The 24,508-nt window shown below is 44.8% G+C and carries 18 protein-coding genes; 7 read left to right on the plus strand and 11 right to left on the minus strand.

Annotated features, from left to right (window positions below):
* Positions 1–6 precede the first annotated feature (6 nt).
* Positions 7–981, plus strand: coding sequence for a protein translocase subunit SecF (secF, locus tag NI468_RS06865; RefSeq protein ID WP_171057021.1), 975 nt, complete (start codon positions 7–9; stop codon positions 979–981).
* A 58-nt stretch (positions 982–1,039) separates the two neighbouring features.
* On the opposite strand, the gene NI468_RS06870 is transcribed toward secF, so the two are convergent.
* The 5 genes from NI468_RS06870 to cysM all read right to left on the minus strand — a co-directional run bounded on the left by NI468_RS06870 (position 1,040) and on the right by cysM (position 7,294).
* Positions 1,040–1,690: a hypothetical protein gene (locus NI468_RS06870; protein WP_004645154.1), complete on the minus strand. Its 651-nt coding sequence runs from the start codon at positions 1,688–1,690 to the stop codon at positions 1,040–1,042.
* Between the two features lie 100 nt (positions 1,691–1,790).
* Positions 1,791–4,100, minus strand: coding sequence for a RelA/SpoT family protein (locus NI468_RS06875; protein ID WP_253100903.1), 2,310 nt, complete (start codon positions 4,098–4,100; stop codon positions 1,791–1,793).
* A 32-nt stretch (positions 4,101–4,132) separates the two neighbouring features.
* Positions 4,133–5,521: a 23S rRNA (uracil(1939)-C(5))-methyltransferase RlmD gene (gene rlmD / locus NI468_RS06880; RefSeq protein ID WP_253100906.1), complete on the minus strand. Its 1,389-nt coding sequence runs from the start codon at positions 5,519–5,521 to the stop codon at positions 4,133–4,135.
* A 6-nt stretch (positions 5,522–5,527) separates the two neighbouring features.
* On the minus strand, positions 5,528–6,346 hold the full coding sequence (locus NI468_RS06885; protein ID WP_005248065.1) for a 3'-5' exonuclease: 819 nt from the start codon (positions 6,344–6,346) through the stop codon (positions 5,528–5,530).
* Positions 6,347–6,364: 18 nt separating this feature from the next.
* Positions 6,365–7,294, minus strand: a complete 930-nt coding sequence (cysM, locus tag NI468_RS06890) for a cysteine synthase CysM (RefSeq protein ID WP_253100909.1) — start codon at positions 7,292–7,294, stop codon at positions 6,365–6,367.
* Positions 7,295–7,656: 362 nt separating this feature from the next.
* Between cysM and NI468_RS06895 the strand changes: the two genes are divergently transcribed.
* The 5 genes from NI468_RS06895 (at position 7,657) to rsfS (ending at position 13,583) form a co-directional block, all read left to right on the plus strand.
* The gene (locus NI468_RS06895) at positions 7,657–10,464 is read left to right on the plus strand and encodes a GacS-like sensor histidine kinase (RefSeq protein ID WP_253100912.1); all 2,808 of its coding nucleotides are present in this window, start codon (positions 7,657–7,659) and stop codon (positions 10,462–10,464) included.
* Positions 10,465–10,571: 107 nt separating this feature from the next.
* Positions 10,572–11,360, plus strand: coding sequence for a crotonase/enoyl-CoA hydratase family protein (locus tag NI468_RS06900; protein WP_071851623.1), 789 nt, complete (start codon positions 10,572–10,574; stop codon positions 11,358–11,360).
* 36 nt (positions 11,361–11,396) lie between these two features.
* Positions 11,397–12,266: an NAD(P)-dependent oxidoreductase gene (locus NI468_RS06905; protein WP_247144102.1), complete on the plus strand. Its 870-nt coding sequence runs from the start codon at positions 11,397–11,399 to the stop codon at positions 12,264–12,266.
* A gap of 39 nt (positions 12,267–12,305) precedes the next feature.
* Entirely contained in the window at positions 12,306–13,094 is a 789-nt protein-coding gene (locus NI468_RS06910) for a hydroxypyruvate isomerase family protein (RefSeq protein WP_005101810.1), read from the plus strand.
* Between the two features lie 81 nt (positions 13,095–13,175).
* Positions 13,176–13,583, plus strand: a complete 408-nt coding sequence (rsfS, locus tag NI468_RS06915) for a ribosome silencing factor (protein WP_004645144.1) — start codon at positions 13,176–13,178, stop codon at positions 13,581–13,583.
* A 559-nt stretch (positions 13,584–14,142) separates the two neighbouring features.
* On the opposite strand, the gene NI468_RS06920 is transcribed toward rsfS, so the two are convergent.
* From NI468_RS06920 to NI468_RS06930, 3 genes are read right to left on the minus strand one after another with little or no spacing between them, the layout of a single operon-like run.
* Positions 14,143–15,588, minus strand: coding sequence for an NAD(P)(+) transhydrogenase (Re/Si-specific) subunit beta (locus tag NI468_RS06920; protein WP_005252850.1), 1,446 nt, complete (start codon positions 15,586–15,588; stop codon positions 14,143–14,145).
* A 3-nt stretch (positions 15,589–15,591) separates the two neighbouring features.
* Positions 15,592–15,915 carry a proton-translocating transhydrogenase family protein gene (locus tag NI468_RS06925; RefSeq protein ID WP_004281642.1) on the minus strand — a complete coding sequence of 108 codons (324 nt, stop codon included), beginning with the start codon at positions 15,913–15,915 and terminating at the stop codon, positions 15,592–15,594.
* An 11-nt stretch (positions 15,916–15,926) separates the two neighbouring features.
* Positions 15,927–17,054, minus strand: a complete 1,128-nt coding sequence (locus NI468_RS06930) for a Re/Si-specific NAD(P)(+) transhydrogenase subunit alpha (RefSeq protein ID WP_005106077.1) — start codon at positions 17,052–17,054, stop codon at positions 15,927–15,929.
* Positions 17,055–18,038: 984 nt separating this feature from the next.
* Between NI468_RS06930 and NI468_RS06935 the strand changes: the two genes are divergently transcribed.
* Positions 18,039–19,226 (plus strand): MFS transporter, encoded by a 1,188-nt coding sequence (locus NI468_RS06935; RefSeq protein ID WP_253100914.1) that lies wholly within the window; start codon positions 18,039–18,041, stop codon positions 19,224–19,226.
* 15 nt (positions 19,227–19,241) lie between these two features.
* Here NI468_RS06935 and NI468_RS06940 read toward each other — a convergent pair whose 3' ends face one another.
* The 3 genes from NI468_RS06940 to NI468_RS06950 all read right to left on the minus strand — a co-directional run bounded on the left by NI468_RS06940 (position 19,242) and on the right by NI468_RS06950 (position 24,492).
* The gene (locus tag NI468_RS06940; RefSeq protein ID WP_253100917.1) at positions 19,242–19,886 is read right to left on the minus strand and encodes a hypothetical protein; all 645 of its coding nucleotides are present in this window, start codon (positions 19,884–19,886) and stop codon (positions 19,242–19,244) included.
* Between the two features lie 664 nt (positions 19,887–20,550).
* Positions 20,551–21,168 carry a DUF805 domain-containing protein gene (locus NI468_RS06945; protein WP_004281638.1) on the minus strand — a complete coding sequence of 206 codons (618 nt, stop codon included), beginning with the start codon at positions 21,166–21,168 and terminating at the stop codon, positions 20,551–20,553.
* Between the two features lie 219 nt (positions 21,169–21,387).
* Complete coding sequence (locus tag NI468_RS06950; protein ID WP_253100920.1) at positions 21,388–24,492, minus strand: type I restriction endonuclease subunit R; 3,105 nt, start codon at positions 24,490–24,492, stop codon at positions 21,388–21,390.
* Positions 24,493–24,508: the final 16 nt, after the last annotated feature.

Genomic DNA, 24,508 nt, shown 5'->3' on the forward strand with positions numbered 1-24,508 from the left:
AGATCACTGATGACTGAAAATACTCAACTGAATCAAAAACAGTACGGTCGCCCGGAAGACGAACGCATTATTCCGTTTATGAAGATTGCGATGCCTGCGGCATTGTTTTCAATCCTCTTAACTGTTGCGAGTATCTTCTTTATTGCCACCAAAGGCCTGAACCTCGGTTTGGACTTTACCGGTGGTGTGGCAGCCGAATTAAACTATACCAATCCGGTCAAACCTGAAGATGTCTCCAAGGCATTGAATCAGGCAGGTTTTAATGATGCTGTGGTACAAACCTTAGGGTCTGAACGTGACCTGATGGTGCGTATGCCGGTTCAGGAAGATATCGAAGCTGAAGACTTGACCAAGGCTGTTACAGCAGCGGTTCAACTGCCAAATAATGCGGCAGAAGTACCCAAGGTCGATGTCGTCGGTGGACAGGTCGGTAACGAGCTCTATGTCCGTTCTGGCGGTGCTGTGGCATTAGCACTCCTGTTGATGCTGGTCTATGTCACTATCCGCTTTGAGTTCAAGCTAGCCATGGGCGCCGTGTTGTCGCTATTCCATGACATCATCGTCACCCTCGGGATTTTTGCGATGATGCAGTGGCCATTTGACCTCACTGTACTTGCGGCACTCCTTGCAATCATCGGTTTCTCACTCAACGATAATATCGTGGTTTCTGACCGTATCCGTGAGAACTTCCGTAAGATTCGTGGTGCCGAACCGGTCGAGATTATCAACATTGCCCTGACTGAAACGTTGCGTCGTACCATTCATACCTCCATGACCTTATTGCTCGTGGTGCTTGCCATGATGCTGATGGGTGGTGATGGCCTGAAATGGTTCTCGATCGCGATGTTTGTTGGTGTCTTTGTCGGAACATATTCGTCGATCTATATCGGTACAGCCTTTGCCCTATGGCGTGGTCTGAACCGTCAGGACTTTATTGTTCAGGTGAAGCCAGAATTTGAAGACGAGAACCAGATTCCATAATCTGTTCTATTTCATTTTCATCGTTCAGCCCATCTTTTGATGGGCTGAATTATTTCTGCTATTTGAATATGCTCGCAGTGGGAAGAATCGCAATGACTGGATGGATTTTCTCAATATCGTTTTTTTGGAAAACCACCTTTCTGTTTTCATCCAGACTTTGAAATTCATAATGATCCCGAGCTTCGCTCACCAACTGCAAAATGAGCTGCAGGCCATTGAGCAGATACACACAGAGTATGCCTGTAGTGGATAACTCGGCCTGTTTGTCACAAATCAACCACCAGCCCGGTTTTAAGCTGGGAAAATAATACGGCCCTGCTACCTGAATCGCATAATGCTGTGCTTGCAAATGAAAAATATCCTGATTGAATGAGAGCGCTGAATCTATAGGAATAAGTGCAAATGCCTGCTGTTGCACCACCTGCATCTGAAATAATACGCCTTGCTCTGGAATTGGAGCTAATTCAACTTTTGGTTCAGCCGACTGATCTAAAATAAGAGTATCCAGACCCAGTTGTTGTTCCAGTTCCCTTGCTGCCTTTTCCCCGATCTGGCGTTTGCTATTCAGCAATTGCGCAATATATGACGCAGACAAGCCGAAATACTCACAGATCTCTTTGCCGGTTTTAAATTGCTGCGTCTCGATCAGCAGATCAATCACCTTGGCCAGATTATTTCGTCTACGTTCAAATATTTCGGTCGCGCTCATCTTGGTTTGCTGGTCTATTTTTTATGCATGTGATTCAAATACATTACAATAAAAAAGCCCGCAATTGAATTACAGGCTTTTTAAACTTACATAAGGGGAATTAAGTGCCCTGTACCAGACGGCGCGCGCTGATAATTCCCGGCTGCTGCTCAAGACGGGCCAATAGCTTGGAAAGTTGTGCCAGACCTTTGACTTCAATCAGCAGCTTCATATTGGCAATACCGTCCGCTTCCGAAATGGTATTCACCTGACGGATATTGATCTGATCCGAGAAAATTACCTGGGTCAGATCTTTGAGCAACCCACGTCGATCGTAAGCTTCCACCACAATCTGTACGCTCTGACCACGTGTTGGCTGCATTTCCCAATCAGCTTCTACAGCACGTTCAGGCTCTTGGGTGATCATGCGAATATAATCTGGACAGGCCACCTTATGAATGCTCACCCCCCGATTCAGAGTGATATAACCTGCAATTGACTCACCATGCACCGGTTGGCAACATTGCGCGACATGCAATTCCACGTTATCCAGACCGTCGATCAGAATCCCGTGCGCTGACAGCGTATGACTGGCACGCGGGTTCAGGGCAGGTTTTAGCACCAGTTCAGGTTCGTCCTGATCCAGATGCATATGGCGGTTCACCTGATTAATCAGAGCATGCAAGCTGATATCGCCATTGACCAGATTCACCAGAATGTCATCACCGGTTTTGACATTGAAGTGGTTGCAATAATCACTCAGATCAATCGATTTCGGATGAATTGCCAGACGTGACAATTCTTTGTTCAGTACTTCACGGCCGACTTCCAGGTTCTTGCTGCGATCCTGTTGACGGAACCAGTGACGCAACTTATCTCGCGCACGGGCAGTCTTGATATAACCCAGCGAATTAACCAGCCAGTCCCGGTTCGGTTCCCGGTCTTTTTTGGTCAGAATTTCGACCTGTTCACCAGTTTTCAAAGTATAGGTCAGCGGCACATAGCGCTGATTCACCCGTGCGGCATAGCACTTGTTCCCGACCTCGGTATGTACATGATACGCAAAGTCTAGCACGCTTGAATCACGTGGTAGCTCTTTGATATCACCATCACGGCTAAACACATAGATCTTTTCGAAGCCTTCAAAATCTTGAATATGCTCAAAATTCTCTATTTCATCTTCAGATTCTTTATGTGCACTGCTTTCATTACGCTCCTGATAATGCTCAAGTACCGCACGTAAGGAATGTAGACGATGGTTAAAGGAGCGATCTGTGGTTTTTGCACCTTCTTTATAATTAAAGTGTGAACACACCCCAAGTTCAGCTTCGTCATGCATTGCATGGGTACGAATTTGCACTTCAAGTGACTTGTTCTCGGCAATTACTGCTGTATGTAAAGAACGATAGCCATTGGCTTTCGGATTGGTAATATAGTCATCAAACTGATGCGGAATGTGGCGCCAGATCTGATGCACAATACCTAAAGTGTGGTAACACTCCGGTACACTTTTCACCAGTACCCGTAGCGCACGAATATCATAGAGCTGGTCAAAGCTCAGGTTCTTGCTTTTCATTTTTCGATAAATCGAATAAATGTGTTTCACCCGGCCATTAATTTCAGCTTCGATGCCATGCTCAGCCAATTCATTGCGTAATTTATCAATCACAAACTGAATATACTGTTCACGCTCCAGACGCTTTTCATTCAGTAAGGAAGCAATTTCTTTATAACGTTCCGGCGCAAGATAACGGAAAGCCAGATCCTCCAGCTCCCACTTCAACTGAGCAATGCCCAAGCGGTGTGCCAGTGGCGAGTAAATGGTCAGAATTTCTCGGGCCACCCGTTCCTGACGCTCACGCGAGGAATTGGCCAGTTCACGCAAGGCATAGGTACGTTCGGCCAGCTTGACCAGAACGACACGTACATCTTCGGTGACCGAGATCAGCATTTTGTAAATGCCAGACAGATGTTCACGCTGGTTATTATTGAAATGATCTTCCAAGCGTTTATTTTTTTCGATCAGCTCAGACAGCTTACCCATGGCAAGCGTACCTTTGACCAGGCTATGCACCTGTTCGCCGAACTGTTCCAATACTTCACTGAGTGGCATGACGCCTTCACGAACAGCACGATACAGCATGGCTGCGGACAAAGTATCTTCATCGACATGCAGATGCGCCAGAATATCCGCCATCTCAATACCAGTATAAAAGGTATTGGAGCGGTGCTGAACCGTACTTTGCAGCTCTCTTTCTAATGTTAAGTGGGCGACTTCTTCGAGCTGCGTTAAAGGTGCGCCATCTAATATGCCACGAACCCGATCCAACCATTCAGTCAGATCCTGGTGTGCTTGTTCGGCATGTTCTACAGTCGTCTCCTGTGACAACTCATTGAGTCGTCCAGGGAGTTGCTCACGTACTGTGACCATACCCGTCTCCTACTTTTAAAAACATCATTTCTTTAATCGTTTATTTGATTTTCTTTTTCGAACAATGCGATTGATTCAACATGTCCAGTATGTGTAAACATATCCATCACGCCCGCTTGGGTGAGACGATAGCCCTGTTGTACCAATAGTCCTGCATCTCTGGCGAGTGTCGCAGGATTACATGACACATAAACGATTCTTTTAGCTCCAAACTGAGGAATATAATGCATCACTTCTTCTGCCCCGGCACGTGGCGGGTCGATTAATAATGCATCAAAACCTTGATTTGCCCAAGTGTGGTGCGAGAAATCTTTGGTTAAATCTTGTGAATAGAACGATATTTGTGCAATACCATTGTTTTTGGCATTTTCCGCACCACGTCGAACCATTTCATCACTTCCCTCGACCGCAATCACCTGACCCGACGCACCAACACAGCGCGCAAGAGGTAAGGAAAAGTTTCCTAATCCACAAAAGAGATCCAGAACCCGTTCACCCTGTTGCAGTTGTAGCAAATCACATGCCAATCGTACCATTTGCGGATTGATGCTTGAATTTACCTGAGTAAAGTCCAGAGGATTAAAGCCGAATTTCACATCAAAGTCATCAAGACCATAGTGTAAGCGTGCAGATGCTTCTGTATCATCTATTCGCGAAAGCGTTTCTTTGCCGGCAGGCTGCAGATACAGTTGCCAGCCTTTCTGTAACGTAAATTCGCGCAATTGGTTGACATCATCGGCAGATAATTTTGCAGTTTCACGCACCAGCAGCGCAATGTCCTGATCCCCCATGGCCAATTCTATATGACCGATGTCGGGCTTACCATTCAGACCTTGCAGCAATTGTTTAAGACGTGTAACCGAGCCAAACTCGCGATCCAAGATCATACAGCGATCAATCGGTGTCAGTTTGTTGGACTGATTCTCACGAAAACCCACCACCAGCTGATCCTTGGAAGGTAGATAACGCACCCCAATCCGGGCTTTACGGCGATAATCTTCACGTTGTGAACGTAAAGGCGGTAGCCATTGATCAGGCTGGATTCCAGCAAAATGCTGTAGATGCGATTTCAGCACATTCTGTTTCAGTTCAATCTGCGCATCCGCAGCGATATGCTGCATATTACAGCCACCACAGATCCCAAAATGCGGACACACCGGCTTCACGCGAATCTCGGAAGCGTCGCTCAACAATTCAAGACTGTCGGCTTCTTCGAGTTTTTTAACTTCACGGGTAATGCGGGCACGCACGGTTTCACCCGGCAAGGCATAACGGATAAAGACTTTCTTGCCATGTTTATGCTGCGGATGATCCGGATGTGAACCATAATGAGCGATACCACGTCCCTCATGCGATAGTGACTCAACCTGAAAAATGTACTCGGGTTGCTGGATAGGACGTGCTTGTGCTCGATGTTTCATGAAAACCTAGGGTATGGAGATGGGAAAATCAAATTGGGTAAATTCAGTTCGTTGCGAAGTCTCACGCCAAACTGATAAAAAGTCCGCATGCTGCGGTTGAGTCTGCAAATATTGAATCGTGCTTTGCAGCAGATGCTGATAATCCGGCAGTAACAGCTGGCCTTTTAACAGCAACCAGCGGATATACACCAGCCAGGTATTCAGGACATCACCTTCACAATAAGACGTCAGTTCGGTCCATTGCTGATTGCGGACATATTCCGGAACCCGATAGGCTCCGTCACCGCGCTTGCCTGGATAACCCAGCAAATGTGCAACATCATCCAGCTTCTGGAAATGACGGGCATGAAACATGGCCATCACATCCATCAGGTCAACATGACGATGATGGTAACGATTCTGGTAGTTATTATAACGCTTTTGCGTATCAATTTCGCCCTGATCGAACAGACTCGGTGCAGAGAGTCCATGATACATGGCGCGGTATAAAATTACTGGTAAATCAAACTGTGAGCCATTCCAACTCACTAGAGTCGGATGTCGCTTGTCAAAAATGGACAAGAATTTTTTCAAAATTTCTGCTTCAGAATGCTGTTCCCGGCTAAAGGAAAACAGCTTCATGCCCTGCTCATCCATCCACAAACCGGAAATACAGACGATTTCATGCAGCGGCAAACGCTGAAAATCCGAGCCTGAATCCTGACGGCGTAATTTGGTCAAGGCCTGATCCAGATCTGCTTCGGGCAGGTCCAGACCAAACAGATGCGCGCCTGATTTGAGATCGGTTTGGGTTTCAATATCGAAAGTTAAAACAGGCAGGCGCATAAAACAGTGCTCAAATAATTATTCAGGATCTTGTACAGAGAATAACCCTGTAGACAAGTAACGGTCACCACGGTCACAGATAATACACACAATCACTGCATCCGGATTTTCTTCTGCCAGTTTAATCGACGCCCACACTGCCCCACCAGAAGAGGTGCCGGCACTGATGCCTTCTTTCTGTGCCAGCTTGCGCATGGTTTTTTCAGCTTCAATTTGTGGAATATCAATAAGGCGATCCACGCGACTGCGGTCGAAAATGGTTGGCAAATATTCTTCTGGCCAGCGACGAATTCCGGCAATGCTTGAACCGTCAGATGGCTGTAAACCCACGATCTGAATATCAGGATTCATTTCTTTCAGGTATTTTGACACACCCATGATGGTGCCGGTGGTGCCCATTGAGCTGACAAAATGGGTAATCTTGCCACCGGTTTGCTGCCAGATTTCTGGACCCGTAGTCAGGTAATGCGCTTCAACATTGTCCGGATTTCCGAACTGATTCAGCACCAGACCCACGCCATCATTTTGCATTTGAGCAGCAAGATCACGTGCACCTTCCATGCCCTGCTCTTTGGTTACTTCAATCAGCTCGGCACCATAAGCACGCATCGCATCCTTACGTTCCTGACTCATATTGTTCGGCATGATCAGCTTCATTTTATAGCCACGCATTGCTGCGACCATCGCCAATGCAATCCCTGTATTTCCGCTCGTTGCCTCAATCAGGGTGTCACCCGGTTTGATCTGACCGCGTTTTTCCGCTTGCATGATCATATTATAGGCCGGGCGGTCTTTCACCGAACCTGCCGGATTATTGCCTTCGAGTTTCGCGAGTACTGTAGCTTGAGTGTGACTTGCCAGGCGCTGCAAACGCACCAGTGGCGTTTTGCCTACATAATGGTCTAACAAAAATTCATTTGCTTGAAAATCAGGGGTGGTATTACTCATTATTTGCACCTATATCGAGGTGCGGCTATTGTATGAAAAAATGCTTTTCCCTGCACCCATTTAGCAAGGCTTTTTCAGAAAACTCACTAAAACTCACACACTATCAAGCCATAAACTACATTTCCCGATAATTTAGCCAGGTGAAGCAGCTCGCTAATGAAGATGAAAATACTATTTCAGTCTGGCACTTTTACAGATTGAAATTTCGTGCGTCTTAGTCTTGCTGTACCTGAGCAAAATTAACTGAAATCTCTTGTATTTTTAACTGCTAATCCGAAGCTTTATAAAAATTATGCTTAAATTTTAACTGTCGATTTAAAGCATGCTAATATGCCAGGCATAAAGAAAATACTGCTTAAATCATGTCAACGATCAACAAAAAGCTGTTTAAACGCCTACACTTAAATCATGCCTATGGACAGCTGATTGCGCTGATTTTTGTGCCGATTACCATTTTGGCCTGTGTCGGTGCCATGCTGGTGTTGACTGAGACCTCGAATGCCGCACGTGCCCAGCAGAAGCAGATGGCCATTGCGATTCTCACCCGTTTTCAAGGCACCTCAGAATATGCACTGGATATCTTGAATCTGTATCCATGGCAATATGACCAGGCTCACAACGCCATGCAGAACATGCTGAATGAAAAGCATCTGGTTCGGGCAGCAGTTCTGGATGAAAATGGCAAGAACCGTTTGGGCATTGGTTTTCAGGAACAGGCGCCTTGGCCAGAATTTGAGAAAAGCGGCAATTTTGTTGGTCCGATTCTGCATCAAGATAATCATATCTATGCCATTAAAGTGAATGAAAACACTTTTTCTACCGGCTGGCTGGCGATTGAACTGGATAACCAGCCGCTAGCAATTGCCCGTTACCGAGTACTGATCGTACTGATTGCGACCGGATTACTCACTTTATTATTATTGTTGCTTTGTCTGAATTTCTACTCACGGCGCTGGATTGCACCGATGTATGAGATTCGCATGCAGTTGCAACGCCTGAATGCCGATACCCTCGGCCAGCATATGGTGATTAACAGCACCGGCGAGCTGCGTTTATTGCAACGTGATATTGCCAATGTGGTGAAACGTCTGCATTTCAGCTTTCTGGAACTGCGTGAACATACCGAACAGACCGAAGACGATTTACGCCGCACCCTCGACACTTTAGAAGTCCAGAATATTACCTATCGTCAGGCACGCGACCAGGCGATCTCGGCCAACCAGGCCAAGTCGGTGTTTCTGGCCAATATTTCCCATGAATTGCGCACCCCGCTGAACAGTATTGATGGTTTTATTCATCTGTTGTTACGTCAGGGCAATCTCAGCAACGAGCAGAGCCTGTATTTGCAGACCATTCGTAAGTCTTCGGCGCATTTGCTGGCACTGATCAATGATGTTCTGGATTTTTCCAAAATTGATGCCGGCAAACTGGAACTGGAAACGGCACCTTTTGATCTGGAAGAAGCGATTTTTGATGTGATGGACATGTTGTCACCTCTGGCAGCACAAAAACATATTGATATGGCCTTCTATTATGCAGATGGTGTGCCAAAACACATTATTGGTGATGCGCTACGATTTAAACAGATTCTGACCAACCTGATTTCCAATGCGATCAAATTCACTCCGGATGGAGAAATCATTGTCCGGGCACGCATGGAACATGATGGAATGGATCAGTGTGTGCTGCATTTTAGTGTACAGGATAGCGGCATTGGCCTGAGTGGTACCGACCGTAAAAAGCTGTTTGAGTCCTTCTCGCAGGGTGATACCTCGGTGACCCGTCAGTTTGGCGGTACCGGTCTTGGTCTGGCAATTTCCAAACAGCTGGTCAGCCTGATGCATGGCCAGATTGGTTTTGAAGACAATCAGGAACGTGCTCCAACCGAAAAAGGCTCTACTTTCTGGTTTACTGCCCAGTTCCTGGTCGATGAAGATACCGTGATTGAGCATCCTGATTTTAGCGAATTGACCGTGGTGTCTTATCTTGCACATCCGGCAACTGCGAATGTGCTGCGGCATTATCTGGAAAATTATCAGGTCAAACACATTGAATGTGCATCGATTCTGGATCTGTTTAGCCGTCTGAATCATTTACAGGATAGCGAAAATACCTGGCTGATCGTCGATCATAGTGGTGACAGTGAAGTCTTGTTACGCGAAATCCGTTCACGTTATCAGGGTCATCTGGCTGTCTATGGTTATCAGATGCAGCTAGATCCGAGCATGCTTAATGACCATCGTGCCCGTGCCCTGCATCAGCCACTCAGCCGCAGCGCGCTGATTCAGTTACTCGGCAATCAGCTGGTCTTCGATCAGGAACAGCATGAAGAATTCAATGGCCAAGGCCTGCATATTCTGGCCGTGGATGATCATTTGCCGAACCTGATTGTTCTGGAAGCCTTGCTGGGCGAATTAAATGTCACCACGACCAAAGCCCTCAGCGGACAGGAAGCGATTGATATTATCCAGCGCCGTTATGAACAGGAACAGCCGGCGTTTGATCTGGTCTTTATGGACATTCAGATGCCAGTCATGTCGGGGATTGATACCACCCGTGCCATTCGCTCGCTGGAATCGACCTTTGAAAATCATAGCCGCCTGCCGATTATTGCCCTGACAGCGCATGCGCTTTCTGATGAAAAGCATAAACTGCTGCAAAACGGCATGGATGATTATGTCACCAAGCCGATCCAGATCGAGCAGATTATCCAAATTTTGACGCACTGGACCACCGAGCATTTTAAACGGATTCCGGTACTGGAACGCGCCAATGTGATTGATGCTCTGGATCCGAATATTCTGGACTGGCAGCAAAGCCTGCAACTGGCAGCCAATAAGGAGGATCTGGCGGTAGACCTGTTACGCATGCTGGTAGACAGCTTTGCAGATGAACTCGATGAAATGCAGCAACTGATTGAACTAGAAGATTTCCCACAACTGGAACATGTACTGCATCGTCTATATGGCGCGACCCGTTATGTCGGTGCACCGACTCTGCAGAAAGTCACTGGTGGCTTTGAACAGTTCGTTTCGACCCTGCGCAAAGAACGTCGTAAAGCCGATGAAAGCTTTGTCCAGGACGTGCTGAAATATTTTGATGAACTCAAAGCCGTGGTTGAACAGGTTGAACAGGCTGCCCAGCAAATTTTGAAGCAACATTTAAATTAAAGCTTTGAAGCTGCTCAGTCCTTAACTTACTCAAGTGTGACTGGGCTGTCATGCAAGGCCAAAGGCTGCATGCTATGCTCAAGCCAGGAAAAATAAGGAAGAATGCCATGTCACTCGTGCGCTTGGAAAAAAATAACGGCATTGCCACTGTTACACTGAATCGTCCGGATAAACGCAATGCCATGAGCTTTGCCCTGCTACGCGAACTGGTCGCGACTGCACAGAAAATCAAAAAAGATAAAAGCATCCGTTGTGTGATTTTAACGGGTGAAGCTCAAGTCTTTAGTGCCGGTATTGATCTGGCAGATTTAAATAATCCTAAAAATCGTGCTTATGCCGCATGGGAACTGATTCGTCCTGGTCAAAGCTTATTTCAAAAAGCATTTCTGGTCTGGCAAGAATTACCAGTTCCGGTGATTGCCGCAATGGAGGGCTTCTGTTTTGGTGCCGGGATGCAGCTTGCTCTGGCCGCAGATATCCGCATTGCCCATCCTGACACCAAAATGTCGATTATGGAAACTCGTTGGGGACTGGTGCCAGACATGGGACTCAGCCGTTCACTGAAAGGCCTGATTGGGATTGATCTGGCCAAAGAACTGACCTTAACTGCCCGGATTTTTGATGGTGAATATGCCAAAGAAATCGGTCTGATCACCCATGTCGATCAACAACCTTTAGCTAGAGCACAAGCCTTGGCTGAAGAAATGCTGCAACGCTCTCCAGATGCGCTGATGGCCTCTAAATTTGTACTAGATGCCATGCAGCATCATCCAAATAAATCCCTGCGTATGGAAAAAATCTGGCAGCTGAAATTATTACTGGGTAAAAATAGTCAATTGGCTCGTAAAAAAGACAAAAACCCAGATATTCAGTTTGTGCCACGCCAGTACAAATAAACCAAGTCTGAATCCAGGAAAGGAATAAACCAAAGCATGCAGTTGAATCTTGATACTAAAATTGCCTTCTTAGGGATGGGGCTAATGGGCACTCGTATGGCCACACGTCTGCTTCAGGCAGGTTTTCAGGTAGCGGTCTGGAATCGCACACCAGCAGCCTGTGAGCCCTTGCTGGATCTAGGGGCAACTGCGCTATCTTTAGACCAGATTGCCGACTATCCGGTGATTCTTACCTGCCTGGCAGATGATCATGCAGTGCAATCGATCTTTGCTCAGATCGAACCGTATTTGGTTGCGGAGCAAGTGATTGTGGATTTTTCCAGTCTTTCGGTACAACAAACTCAAACACTTGCCGCGCAAGCACAGGCCAAGAAAGTGACCTGGATTGATTCTCCGGTTTCAGGCGGTACAGTTGGAGCCGAACAAGGCAGTCTGGTGATTTTTGCCGGTGGTGATGCCGCGACGATTGAAAATCTTAATCCGATCTATGCAGTACTTTCACAGCGCGTCACCCGTATGGGTGATACGGGTACCGGTCAGGCGACCAAAATCTGTAACCAGCTGATTGTGGCTGCCAATAGCACCTTGATCGCAGAAGCGGTCGCCTTGGCTGGACTTGCCGGGGTAGATACACGCTTACTGGCACCAGCGCTAGCGGGTGGTTTTGCCGACTCCAAGCCTTTTCAGATTCTGGCACCCCGTATGGCCACGCAAACCTTTGAACCGGTGCAATGGAAAGTACAGACCTTGTCCAAGGATCTAAATAATGCCGTACAACTGGCCCAAAGCTTTGACTTGGATGTTCCGGTGGCGACTCAAGCTTTAACGCAGTTAAATGCCCATCAAGCCCAAGGCTTTGCCGAAGCAGATCTGGCCACTGTGATCCAACAGCTTAAACACTCATAACGCTTGATTGATGCAGCCTTGAATATTGAAGAGACATACATGATTAAACTTGCCGTCAACCTGTCGATGATTTTTACCGAAGTGCCGCTGATTGAACGCTTCGCGCTGGCTCGTGCACAGGGCTTTAATCATGTGGAAATCCAGTTTCCTTATGAACTCACAATTGGCCAGATTCAAAACCAGCTCAGCACGCATCAGCTGAACTTGTGCCTGATTAATGTGCCAGCGGGCGATTTAATGCAGGGCGGTCATGGTCTGGCCGGCATTCCAGGACAGGAAATCGAGTTTCGTCATGCGGTTGAGCAGGCCATCCAGTATGCTACCGCATTGAATGTACCTCGGGTGAACATTCTGGCAGGAAAACAGCCTAGGGATTGTGATCTTTTACCCTGCCTGAATACGCTGGCGAGTAACCTAAAAATGGCCTGTTCAATGCTGCTTGAGCATCAAATTGAACCGGTCTTCGAAATGATCAATGGCACCGATATGCCACGTTTTTTGATTCAAAATGTTGCCCAAGCCCAGGAAATGCTGGAAGCGGTACATCATCCGGCCTTAAAAATGCAGTACGACTGTTACCACATGGCAATGATGGGCGAAGATGTCTTAGAAACTTTGCAAGAAAATATTGCCTCGATTGGTCATATCCAATTTGCGGATTGTCCGGGACGGCATCAACCCAATACGGGTTCAATTCAATATCATGATATATTTCAGTGGTTAAAACATAGTCAATATCAAGGTTATGTCGCTGCCGAGTATAAACCTAGCGGACATTCCAACGATTCCTTTGACTGGAAAGCTGAGTTCTTTCCGGAGCATGACTGAGTGGACTGCGGCTTCATTTGAAATTCAGGACTAAAACCGCTATATTAGACCATGCATAATTGTTAGGAAATTACACTCCCCATGAATTTAGAACCATCGCCCAGCGCTTCTAATTCTCACGATCTTACTATGAATTCAAATTCTCAAGCTGTACAGGACTGCTTAAAAGTCGTACATGCTGCACTTGAAGATGTAAAAGCAAAAGAAATTGTTGAGCTTGATGTCAGCGGTATCAGTAATGTGGCTGATGCTATGGTCATTGCAAGCGGTACATCGACACGTCACATCAAATCATTGGCCAATAACGTTGCTGAAGAAGCACGTAAAGCTGGCTTCCGCCCTCTTGGTATTGAAGGCGAACGTGATGCTGAATGGATCCTCATCGACCTTGGTTATGTGGTGGTTCATTGTATGCTTCCAACAGCGCGTAAATTCTATGACCTAGAAAGCTTATGGCGCAATCCTACAGATACTGACTCTGTAGCGTAAAAACCGAATATTCAAAAAAGCGACCTGTGTAGGTCGCTTTTTTTATGTGCGTATAAAAAGAATGCGAAATAAAAAACCACCCGAAGGTTAATGCCAGTCAGTTAAGCAATTGACTGGAATTTTCTTTTTAAATTCATGATTATATATGATAGCTGGAAAAGTCATCCGCAACTGTCTGAGGCAGGACTACATTAAAAAATGATTGTTTCTGCGACAAATTTGCTAGTGGATGGTGGCTGACGAGTTTTGCGGATGACAAATGCTTTTGGTTACTTTGGGCGGAACCAAAGTAACAAATGATATTGCAAATATTTGATTTAAAAAGTTAAGACTCTGTCGTGAACGACTGAAAAGTTAAAGAGTCTATTTCTAAATTTCTTAACTGATCAGCATTAACCCGAAGGTGGTTTTTTATTTAATCCTCCCCGACCCTCCTTTTTCAAAGGAGGGAGCCTTTATCAAAAAAGTCCCCCTTTAAAAAAGGAGGACTTACCTGACTAACCAATTTGATTTTGGAAGTTCCCCTCTTTATTAAAGAGGGGTTAGGGGAGATTTTGAATTAGTGACCCGTACCATTAATGGCTTTGGTCATATCCTCCACCACTTTCTTGGCATCACCGAAGATCATCATGGTCTTGTCATTATAGAACAAGTCATTGTCCAGCCCTGCATAACCGGTTGCCATAGAACGCTTGATCACCATAATCGTACGTGCCTTATGCGCTTCCAGAATCGGCATGCCATAAATTGGCGAGGTTGGATCATCTTTCGCCGCAGGGTTCACAACGTCGTTCGCACCAATGACCAGCACCACATCTGTTGCCGGGAAGTCCGAGTTGATCTCATCCATTTCCAGAATGTCTTCATACGGTACGTCCGCTTCAGCAAGGAGTACGTTCATATGACCCGGCATACGACCTGCTACAGGGTGAATCGCGAAACGAACCGTTACGCCCTGCTCTTTCAGCAAGTTAGCCAATTCTTTTACCGCATTCTGTGCACGGCCTTGCGCCATACCATAACCCGGTACAATCACCACGCTGTCTGCATTTGACATCAGGAAGCCTGCATCATCTGCCGAGCCAGAACGGTGATTACGTTGAACCTGTTCACCTGCTCCTGCTGTCGGCGCAGCTGCACCGCCCATCGCACCACCAAACAAAACGTTGATGATTGAACGGTTCATCGCTTTACACATGATGTAAGACAGAATGGCACCTGAAGAACCCACCAGCGAACCCGCAACGATCAACATGTTGTTTTCTAGGGTAAAACCAATACCAGCTGCCGCCCAACCCGAGAATGAATTGAGTAGAGATACCACCACTGGCATATCCCCACCACCGACTGGTGCAATCCATACCCAGCCGAATGCCAGCGCAAGGCCTGTCATCGCCCAGAACGATGTCATATTGCCAGTCAGGAAGAAGTGAACACCAAAACCTAACATTGCAATAAAGATGATTGCCTGAACCGGTTTCACCCACGCACCTGAAATGGTTTTCGCCCATTTCTTAGCAGCCAGTTTGCCGTAAGCAAAGACTGAGGCGGTAAAGGTAATCGCACCCACGAAACAGCCCACAAACAGTTCAAATAAATGAACACGACTCATTTCATGAAAATTGACACCATTGGCAGCCAACAGGTCTGGACCTAGTTCAATCAGTTTGTTGTTGTGAATAATGGCAGCGACAGCAATCAGGACCGCAGCCAGACCTACCAATGAGTGCATCAATGCTACAGTTTCAGGCATCTGGGTCATTGGAACTGTACGTGCACGGGCAATCCCCACGATTGCACCCAGCACCATTGCGCCAATGATCATCCAGACCACCGGATTCTCAGCTACAAAGAAGGTAGTCACGACCGCAATGGCCATCGCGATCATCCCGTAACGGTTACCGGCAATCGCAGTTTTAGGACCTGATAAACCACGTAGCGTCAGGATAAAAAGAACGGCACCAATCAGGTAGAACCAATCCGCATATTCTCGAATCATTTCCATGGATTAACCCTCTTTTTTCTTTTGCTTAGGTTTAAACATTTCCAGCATACGTGCAGTCACTGCAAAGCCACCGAAAATATTAATGCTCGCCAGGAATACTGCAATCGCGCCAAGTACGCTCACCACGTTAATGGTCTGGAAATCCACGCTACCTTCAACGCCAATCACCGGCAGGCCAACGGTCTGAATCATTGCACCGACAATAATGATCGATGACAAAGCATTGGTCACCGCCATCAACGGCGTATGTAATGCTGGTGTTACCCCCCACACCACGTAGTAACCTACGAAAATGGCAAGGACAAAAATCGTAATTGTTTCAACCATGAGTCTTCTCCTTAACCACGTTTCAGCAGCACTTGGCCGCCATGAGTGACAAGTAGGGCTTTTTGAATTTCTTCTTCTGGATTCAGGACAAAATTCTTATCCGCATCAAATAGTGTTTCAACGAAGTTAAATACGTTACGAGCGTATAAAGCAGAGGCTTCAGTTGATACAGTCGACGGAATATTTGGAATGCCGAGAATTTTGACGCCATTGTCGGTATGCACGGTTTCACCGCATTTAGAACCTTCGACGTTGCCGCCAGATTCTACTGCCATGTCCAGAATCACTGAACCCGGTTTCATTTTCGCAACTGTTTCAGCACGGATTAAACGCGGTGCATCACGACCCGGTAAAAGCGCTGTGGTAATCACGATGTCAGCATTTGATACCGCTTTATCAACAATTGCAGCCTGATCGCGGATGTATTCTTCACCCGGCATCCAGCCATAACCATTTTTGGCAGCATCAGCCGCTTTTTGCTGCTCTTCAGCAGACATCGGTACGTCTAGCCATTTACCACCTAAAGATTCAACCTGATCTTTGGCAGTTGGACGCAAGTCCGTGGCTTCAACGATGGCACCTAAACGTTTTGCTGTTGCAATCGCTTGCAGACCCGCTACACCGACCCCCATGATCACCACACGAGCCGGTTTAACCGTACCCGCAGCAGTCATCAGCATCGGGAACATGCGCTGGTATTCAGCCGCAGCCAAAAGCACCGACTTGTAACCTGCAAGGTTGGCTTGAGAAGACAAGACATCCATATTCTGCGCACGAGACAAGGTTCGTGGCAAAAGTTCCAATGCAAATGCAGACACGTTTTGTGCCGCGAATTGGTCAAGCTCAGTATTACGGTAAGGATCAAACATTGCCACGATAGTGGTGTTCGGGTTGAGTTTTTGAATTTCCTCACCTTTCGGTGCACGAACTTTTAAAATCAACTGACTGCCGGTGTAGGCATCATCCGTAATTTTGGCACCAACTTGTTCATAGGCACTATCGATATAGGCAGCTTTAACACCTGCACCACGTTCGATAATCACGCTATGTCCTGCGCTGATCAATTTCTTTACTGTCTCTGGCGTCGCAGCGACGCGATTTTCACCGACAACAGTTTCGGCTGGAATTCCGATCTGCATGAGCGTTCCTCAAGCTAATTTTTCTTAAGTAAACATCGTGTAAACGATGCTTCCCCTCAGGATGTGTTCTTGTTGAATTTTTGGATTCTAATCAAACTGTTTGAAATTACCACCTACTATTTATTTAATAAATACCTATATTTTGAACTGATGATTCATAAAAATGATGCTGTGATAGCACATTTATTTAATTCAATGGCTATTCATATTCGATGCTTTTATAAACGATATTCATTCTGCTGAATGAAATATCCAGATTTTTCTGGTGTAAATAAGCGCAGATTTCTGATTTATTTTGTTACATTGATGATTCTGACAATGATTGCTGTATTTCTTGATTCAGAAGTAGATTTTTAATTTCTCTAGTCCCTATAGATAGCGGCACTTTAGCTGTACCGTTTCTTTTGTTTTGACTTTTTTGACAAATTTAGCACTCACGCAAGAACACTGGTTTTAGATGTTAAAATCTTATTTTATGAAATGATAGAATTTGTTCTGAGCAGATCTTCATCAGACAGAATTGATACATCTGACAAAAAAATAATCGTTAAAATTTTATAAGACTCAAGGTTCACACAGCCAGATAAAGGGTAGAAAAAAACCTGGAGGACTATTTATTATATTAATGTTCTGAACTGGATTAAAAATGGAAAATCCCATTTTCGCACCAAATTTGCGCAACAAAGTAGAGTAAATATTCCACTTTTTTGGCCTCGGTGCTCCTTTTTTATTGTTTCTAGATCAAGCTGCGCTTTAATGCAGCAACCCCATTATCAAAAGATAAAAAATTCTGCAAACATTCACTCATATTTTCTATTTAAAATTGCACTTCTTTCTTTAAGCTGCCTGAGTTCTGACAATTTTCAATGCTGGCAATATTTCTCTACTTTTAAAGCGAGAACTTCTGGCCTATAGTGCCCTAAATTTGAACATTATTCTTATTCCTCATTTCAATTCTTCCGGTCTGAATACAAGGTTAGCCCTATGCACACGCCTCTCGATATTAGTCAAAATAAGCCCTTATTATGGCTGATGGCGATTGCATGCGGTTTATGTGCCGGCGCTAACTATTATTGCCAGCCGCTGATTTCATCGATTCAGCAGTATTATCAGGTACCTGAATCACAAGTGGCGCTTACTGTCACTTTTGCTCAAATCTCTTATGCCCTGGGCCTGCTTTTTATTGTGCCTTTAGGGGACATGCTGAATAAAACCAAACTGATCCCTTTCCTCATGCTGGGTGCAGCAGCAGGTTTATTTATTTGTGCCAGTGCAGTGAATCTGCCAATGCTCTGGGTCGGCACTATCATTGCCGGACTGTTTTCCGTAGCTGCACAGATTCTGATTCCCTTGGCCACCATGGCGGTCAAACCGGAAAAAACTGGAGAAGTGGTGGGCTTCCTGATGAGCGGATTACTGGTTGGCATTCTACTTTCGACCAGTATTGCCGGATTACTTTCCGACCTGTTTCACTGGAAAATGATTTATATCCTCAGTGGCATAAGCATGTTGGCCTTAAGTTTTTATTTGAGAGGAAAACTACCGAGCCTGCCACGTCTGAGAATCAGCTATACAGCGATTTTTAAATCTATGGGGATATTACTCAAGCAGGAACCACGACTGGTTTTGCGTTCACTTACAGGCGCCTGTGCTTTTGCTGCCATGAGTATGTTGTTCTCCACCATAGCTCTACTGTTGACGCAGGAACCTTTTCAGCTTTCTGATGTCATGGTCGGACTGGTCACGCTGGTGGGTGTATTTGGCGCACTTTCCACGCAGTTCATTGGCAAATGGGCCGATCGTGGCCATATCAAAACACTGAGCTGGATCGGTTGTTCTATCCTGATGGGAAGCTGGCTGTTTTTATATTTTGGTGCGGTATCCTTGCTCAGTTATATTCTGGGTTATGGACTGATAAATCTGGGGCTCGCGATTACGCACAGCTGTAACCAGAACGTGATTTTCCGCCTGCGCCCGGATGCCAAATCACGGGTCAATTCACTGTATATGACCTTGTATTTTATAGGCGGTGCCTGTGGTTCAGCCTTAGGGGTTTATGCTTGGCATCACGGGGGCTGGAGCATGACCTGTATGACAGGACTTGGGCTAGCTTTGTGCGCTACCCTGTTCGCCCTGCTGGATCAATGGTATCAGGCCAGAACAACCGCATAAGTATTTTACCTCTATTTAGCTGACTTGCGCCGCCGGATAATAAGGCTTATTCAGATCAAGAGTTTGTGAATTTTCCAATAAAATACAGATAAAAACCGGCAATAAGGCTGCCAGAATCCGGCAGCTTTCCTCTAATGATTTATAATTCAGCGAGCTGTGATACGTGGCGCCACCCTGCATTATCTGATGGTGCAAGGTAGATAAACGCTGAAATATTCCAGCTAAAATTTCAACAGAATTTCGTTCTTTTAAAGCATTCTCTATATTCTGTTTCTGTGCTTCCAGATCAGCTTGACAGCTTTCCAGACTAATTTTCTGATGGCGATAATCCCAAAAGCTTTGTTCCACATAGGGATTAGCCAAGAGTGAGCAGATCGGCTGGTTATATTTTTCCCAGAGAATATGATTAATTTTCTGATCCAGATCCTTTTGGCAGAGTGTTTCCAGAAACTGCTGCAGTTTGCTCTGATCTTGAACCAGATCACGTTCATCTGCATAAATCGCCTGAAAGCTGATCCATAGGCTGATAAACTTAAAATCCAGATCCTGATCCAGGTCTAGCGATTTTTTAAACCAGCCTAAGCCCCGATGAATTCTTAAATTAAAATGTGCCGAATTTTGTGCTTTATGGCTTTTATAAATTTCCTCCAATAACAACATGATTATTCTCCTTATTTCTAAAATTTTTATCTTCATCTTTCTCCTATCAAAATATACCATTCCAACCTGACTGGGAATTCCAATTTTATTTCTTGTTTCATTCCTTGGATTTACTGACCTGGCTCAAGTTGGCCGAGTGGTTTTTCTGATTTTATGCTAGTATTACGCCCTCTTTTTGCGACGTCAGCCGATCCGGTTTTAGCCAAAAACCAATAGCTGAGTGATTGCATGGATTGCTTCTTCTTTCTTCCATTTCGTTAAGGCGTGATTTTGAATGACTGATCTAACCACCATTGAAAATAAACTTCAACCACGAATCAGTATTGCGCCGATGATGGATTGGACATCATGATAAATTTTACCCTTTAAAAACAATTATTTATAGTATTTTTGAATTTTAGTGGCGTAAATTTGGTGTAAAATATCCAGTCATTATTATTTATTCTGATAATTTAACAGGCAGTCAAAGCTAAAAAAGTTAATAAAATATGCTTGAGATTAAAACACAGCATCCTCAAAGTCTACGAATACTTAAAAAGCAATGCTTATCTCAATTACGTGCCAAGGTGATAATCATAATTTATTGTATAGCATTCACTTGATGCAGCATAATTTGAACAGAAAATAAGGCTTCCCACAAACTAGCAGAAAGCCCTTAGCTCAATTATTTTGCAGGTTGTCCCCATTGGTTTGATTCTTGCTTTGTTTCTGAAACCAACCAAATAAATAGAGGAATAAGTCCAATAATTGTCAATGAAATAAGCATCCACCATCCAGAACGATTCACGTCATGCAGTCGGCGTGCAAGAACAGATAAGTTCGGTAGTAAAAAGACTAAATACATCAAAGCCATAATACCATTCAACCCATCATCACTTAAGTCAAGTATGGCAGCAATTATCCCTAGACCGAATCCGACAATAATCTGGAATAGGTAGAAATACCAATACTCTTTACGTCTTGCACGCCCAGAAAAATCGACATACTTCCGCATACATTTCATTGACCAGTCGAGAAGGTTATAATTTGCTTCATCTTTTAATTCTACAGCTGTGCCTGTTGATGCAGAAATTTGTTTTTTTGCTAGAGCTTGAGCTGGATACTCAAGATAAATACCAACAGCCTGACCAGACTCACTGACTTCAAAATCGACTTGCTGTCCGCGGCTTGGGGAAACATTTTCTTTCCACTCAGCACCTGTAAACTTATATCGATTATTATCTTGACCAGTAATAATCCCTTCATTTGTTTGAATACTAAAATCTAATAATGTACCTTTCATTCTGGTGCTACCCCTTAATTTAATATTTTAATTTTCATTAAAATTTCGATTTTACAAAAAAGTGTTATATTTCATTTAATCAAATTGCTATTTTAGTATTATTTCCTCACTAAAGACAATGAATTATAAGGATAAAAAATATTTTATCCTTATAATTCATTTAAAAAATATGTATGGAGTTTTGGATCATTTACAAGTCTAATATTGATTGAATTTGACTTATCCACTCGTCCAAGCATTCGACAACTGCTCAGCCTGCTTCATCACTAACTCAATCGCTTCAGCTGCTTTATCAGGTGGATACTTCCAACGCTGCAAAGTACGACGTACTAATATTTTCAGCTGAGCACGCACACTATCCCGAACCTGCCAATCCACTGTCGTTGACCTCCTAAGCTTCTCGGTAATTTCGCGGGCGATCTGCTTCAGAGTATCGTCTCCAAGCTCTCTGACAGCACTTTCATTATTCGCCAAGGCATCGTAGAAAGCGATTTCATCAGGATTCAAACCAAGTGCAGCTTCACGCTGCATCTCGGCCTGAAACTCTTTCGCCATTTGAATAAGTTCCTCAATGACCTGAGAAGTTTCAATCGCTCGGTTATTGTATTTCCTCAAGGTTTCCTGCAAACGGTCAGAGAAGCGTTTTTCCTGTACCACATTGTTTCGAGTCTTTGCTTTAATGCCGTCATTCAACAACTTTTCCAGAAGTTCAACTGCCAAATTACGGTATGGCATCTGCCGTACATCTTCCAAGAACTCATCTGAAAGCAAGCCAATATTGGGTTTATCCAAACCACACATTGCAAAGACATCTGTTACACCATCAGCAATGACAGCATTATCCAGAATCTGTTTTAGCGTACTGTCCTTTTCAGCTTGCGACAGTTTACGATCTACAGAGGTATGCTTGCTAATGACCGCTTTAATGGCTGAGTACAAGGCAATTTCTTTGTGCAGGTTCTTCGCTTCATCCAAGGTGCTGCATAAAGAGAAGGCTTTATTGATTGCCAGAACTAAATCAAGAAAACGCTTTTTACCATCCTTCAAGCTCAGCACATAGTTAGCTGCGGGGATAATCAGTCGGTGTGCCTGAGTTTCGTAAGCACTTAAATCCATGCCTACCTGTTCATTGGTTTTGGCAAACATTCCTCGTATGGCATCCATCTTTTCAGCAAGAACTGCATAGGCTTCTTCTGCACGTAAAGTCGGCTCACCTTTACCTTTCGCATCGGTATAGGTTTTTAAGGCTTGCTTCAATTCATTAGCAATGCCGATATAGTCGACAACTAGTCCACCCTGCTTATCTTTAAAGACACGATTCACACGTGCAATGGCCTGCATGAGGTTGTGCCCCTTCATCGGTTTGTCGATATACATGGTGTGCGTACACGGTGCATCAAAACCTGTAAGCCACATATCGCGTACAATCACCAGTTGTAAAGGATCGTTTACGTCCTTAAAGCGTTTCTCAAGGCGTTTTTTAGTTTGCTTATTGTAGATATGCGGCTGTAATAATGGTTTATCTGAAGCTGAACCCGTCATCACAATTTTGATTTTGCCTTTTTCAGGATCAGGGTCATGCCAATCTGGACGTAAGGCAATAATCTCATTGTAAAGGTGGACACAGATCTCGCGGCTCATGGTCACAATCATGCCTTTACCCGCCGTGGCTTCTGTACGGGCTTCAAAGTGTGCGACTAAATCAGCAGCAATCTGTTTCAGCCGTGGTGTGGCACCCACCAGCTTTTCTAGTCGGCTCCACTCACTTTTAGTCTTTTCTCGGTTACCAACATCTTCTTCATCTTCTACAACCTCATCAACTTGATCAGATAGCTCTTCGATTTCAGCCTGATTAATATCTAACTTTGCCAAGCGTGATTCGTAGTAGATTGGGACTGTTGCACCATCATCGACGGCATCCTGAATATCATAGATGGAGACATAGTCGCCAAAGACGGCTCGGGTGTCTTTATCTTCACTTGAGATTGGAGTTCCAGTAAAGCCAATAAAAGCAGCATTCTTTAAAGCATCACGCATGTGCTTGGCATAGCCGAACTTGTATGTGCCATCATTGTTTAGTTTTGCTTTCAAACCATATTGGCTACGATGTGCTTCATCTGACATCACAACAATATTATGGCGTCCATTCAATAATGGATGCTCACTCTCACCATCTAATAATACAAACTTTTGTACTGTAGTAAAAATGATTCCACCAGACTCACGCTCAGCCAAAAGCTGTCTTAGCTCATCACGGTTATTGGCTTGTACTGGGGTTTGCTTTAATAATTCTTGAGCATTGCTAAAGGTTTCAAAGAGCTGTCCATCCAAGTCATTACGGTCAGTCACGATTAACAAGGTTGGGTTGTGCATAGCGGGCTGCTGTAAAAGTTTACCTGCATAGCAACACATGGAGATACTTTTACCCGAGCCTTGGGTATGCCACACAACGCCTGCTTTTTTGTCCCCAGTTGGATGGGCTGCTGTAATGGTCGCTTGAACCGCTTCCCTAACCGCATGGAACTGATGATAGCCTGCAATTTTCTTAATGGTCTTTTCACCATCAGTTTCAAATAGCACAAAGAATCGGATGTAATCTAGAAACAGCTCTCTATCAAAAAAACCTCGAACAACCGTTTCCAGCTCCCACTCTAAGGCAGGTTTATCATCTTCATTCTTGATCGTACGCCACGGCAAAAAACGTTCCTGATTCGCTGTGAGTGAACCGACACGTGCTGTTACACCATCACTGACTACCAAAGCTTCATTAAAGACAAACAGATCGGAGATTTCTTCTTTGTAAGTTTGCAGCTGGTTAAAGGCATCCCAGATATCTGCATTTTCATCGGTTGGGCTTTTTAGCTCCAACACGGCAAACGGAATACCATTGATAAAACAGATGATGTCAGGGCGTCGAGGTTGTTTAGTGCCTAGAATCGTAAATTGATTGACCGCAACAAAACGGTTTTGCTGCACATGGTTGAAGTCCAGCAAGAAGGCATGGTCATGTACCCAATCGTCCTGTTTCTTATACGTGACAGGCACACCTTCCAGTAACATGCGATGAAAAGCACGGTTATTGGTGATCAAGTCCAGACTTTCAGGTTTGCTCAATTTCAGTAAAACTTGTTCAAAACAGCTCACTGGCAAATGTGGATTTAAGCGTTCAAAAGCGGTCTGTAAGTCTGCTTCAATCAAAACTTGTTTATAGTCTTTGCGTAAAGGATTGCTACTGTCAGGCGCAATATCAACACCATGAACGACTTCCCAGCCATTTTCAGAGAACCATTCTAGGCATAGGTTTTCGAGTTGTGTTTCGTTCATGGATTCAATCTCAATT

Source organism: Acinetobacter lwoffii, assembly GCF_024129355.1.
GTDB classification, from domain to species: Bacteria; Pseudomonadota; Gammaproteobacteria; order Pseudomonadales; family Moraxellaceae; genus Acinetobacter; species Acinetobacter lwoffii_I.

Bases quoted from the DNA above. Each gene is read 5' to 3' on its own strand.
- cysM (WP_253100909.1), bottom strand. From the start codon at position 7,294: ATGAGTAATACCACCCCTGATTTTCAAGCAAATGAATTTTTGTTAGAC.
- NI468_RS06935 (WP_253100914.1), top strand. From the start codon at position 18,039: ATGCACACGCCTCTCGATATTAGTCAAAATAAGCCCTTATTATGGCTG.
- rlmD (WP_253100906.1), bottom strand. From the start codon at position 5,521: ATGAAACATCGAGCACAAGCACGTCCTATCCAGCAACCCGAGTACATT.
- NI468_RS06910 (WP_005101810.1), top strand. From the start codon at position 12,306: ATGATTAAACTTGCCGTCAACCTGTCGATGATTTTTACCGAAGTGCCG.
- NI468_RS06900 (WP_071851623.1), top strand. From the start codon at position 10,572: ATGTCACTCGTGCGCTTGGAAAAAAATAACGGCATTGCCACTGTTACA.
- NI468_RS06945 (WP_004281638.1), bottom strand. From the start codon at position 21,168: ATGAAAGGTACATTATTAGATTTTAGTATTCAAACAAATGAAGGGATT.
- NI468_RS06930 (WP_005106077.1), bottom strand. From the start codon at position 17,054: ATGCAGATCGGAATTCCAGCCGAAACTGTTGTCGGTGAAAATCGCGTC.
- NI468_RS06940 (WP_253100917.1), bottom strand. From the start codon at position 19,886: ATGTTGTTATTGGAGGAAATTTATAAAAGCCATAAAGCACAAAATTCG.
- NI468_RS06875 (WP_253100903.1), bottom strand. From the start codon at position 4,100: ATGGTCACAGTACGTGAGCAACTCCCTGGACGACTCAATGAGTTGTCA.
- NI468_RS06905 (WP_247144102.1), top strand. From the start codon at position 11,397: ATGCAGTTGAATCTTGATACTAAAATTGCCTTCTTAGGGATGGGGCTA.
- NI468_RS06920 (WP_005252850.1), bottom strand. From the start codon at position 15,588: ATGGAAATGATTCGAGAATATGCGGATTGGTTCTACCTGATTGGTGCC.
- NI468_RS06925 (WP_004281642.1), bottom strand. From the start codon at position 15,915: ATGGTTGAAACAATTACGATTTTTGTCCTTGCCATTTTCGTAGGTTAC.
- NI468_RS06895 (WP_253100912.1), top strand. From the start codon at position 7,657: ATGTCAACGATCAACAAAAAGCTGTTTAAACGCCTACACTTAAATCAT.
- NI468_RS06950 (WP_253100920.1), bottom strand. From the start codon at position 24,492: ATGAACGAAACACAACTCGAAAACCTATGCCTAGAATGGTTCTCTGAA.
- NI468_RS06885 (WP_005248065.1), bottom strand. From the start codon at position 6,346: ATGCGCCTGCCTGTTTTAACTTTCGATATTGAAACCCAAACCGATCTC.
- NI468_RS06870 (WP_004645154.1), bottom strand. From the start codon at position 1,690: ATGAGCGCGACCGAAATATTTGAACGTAGACGAAATAATCTGGCCAAG.
- rsfS (WP_004645144.1), top strand. From the start codon at position 13,176: ATGAATTTAGAACCATCGCCCAGCGCTTCTAATTCTCACGATCTTACT.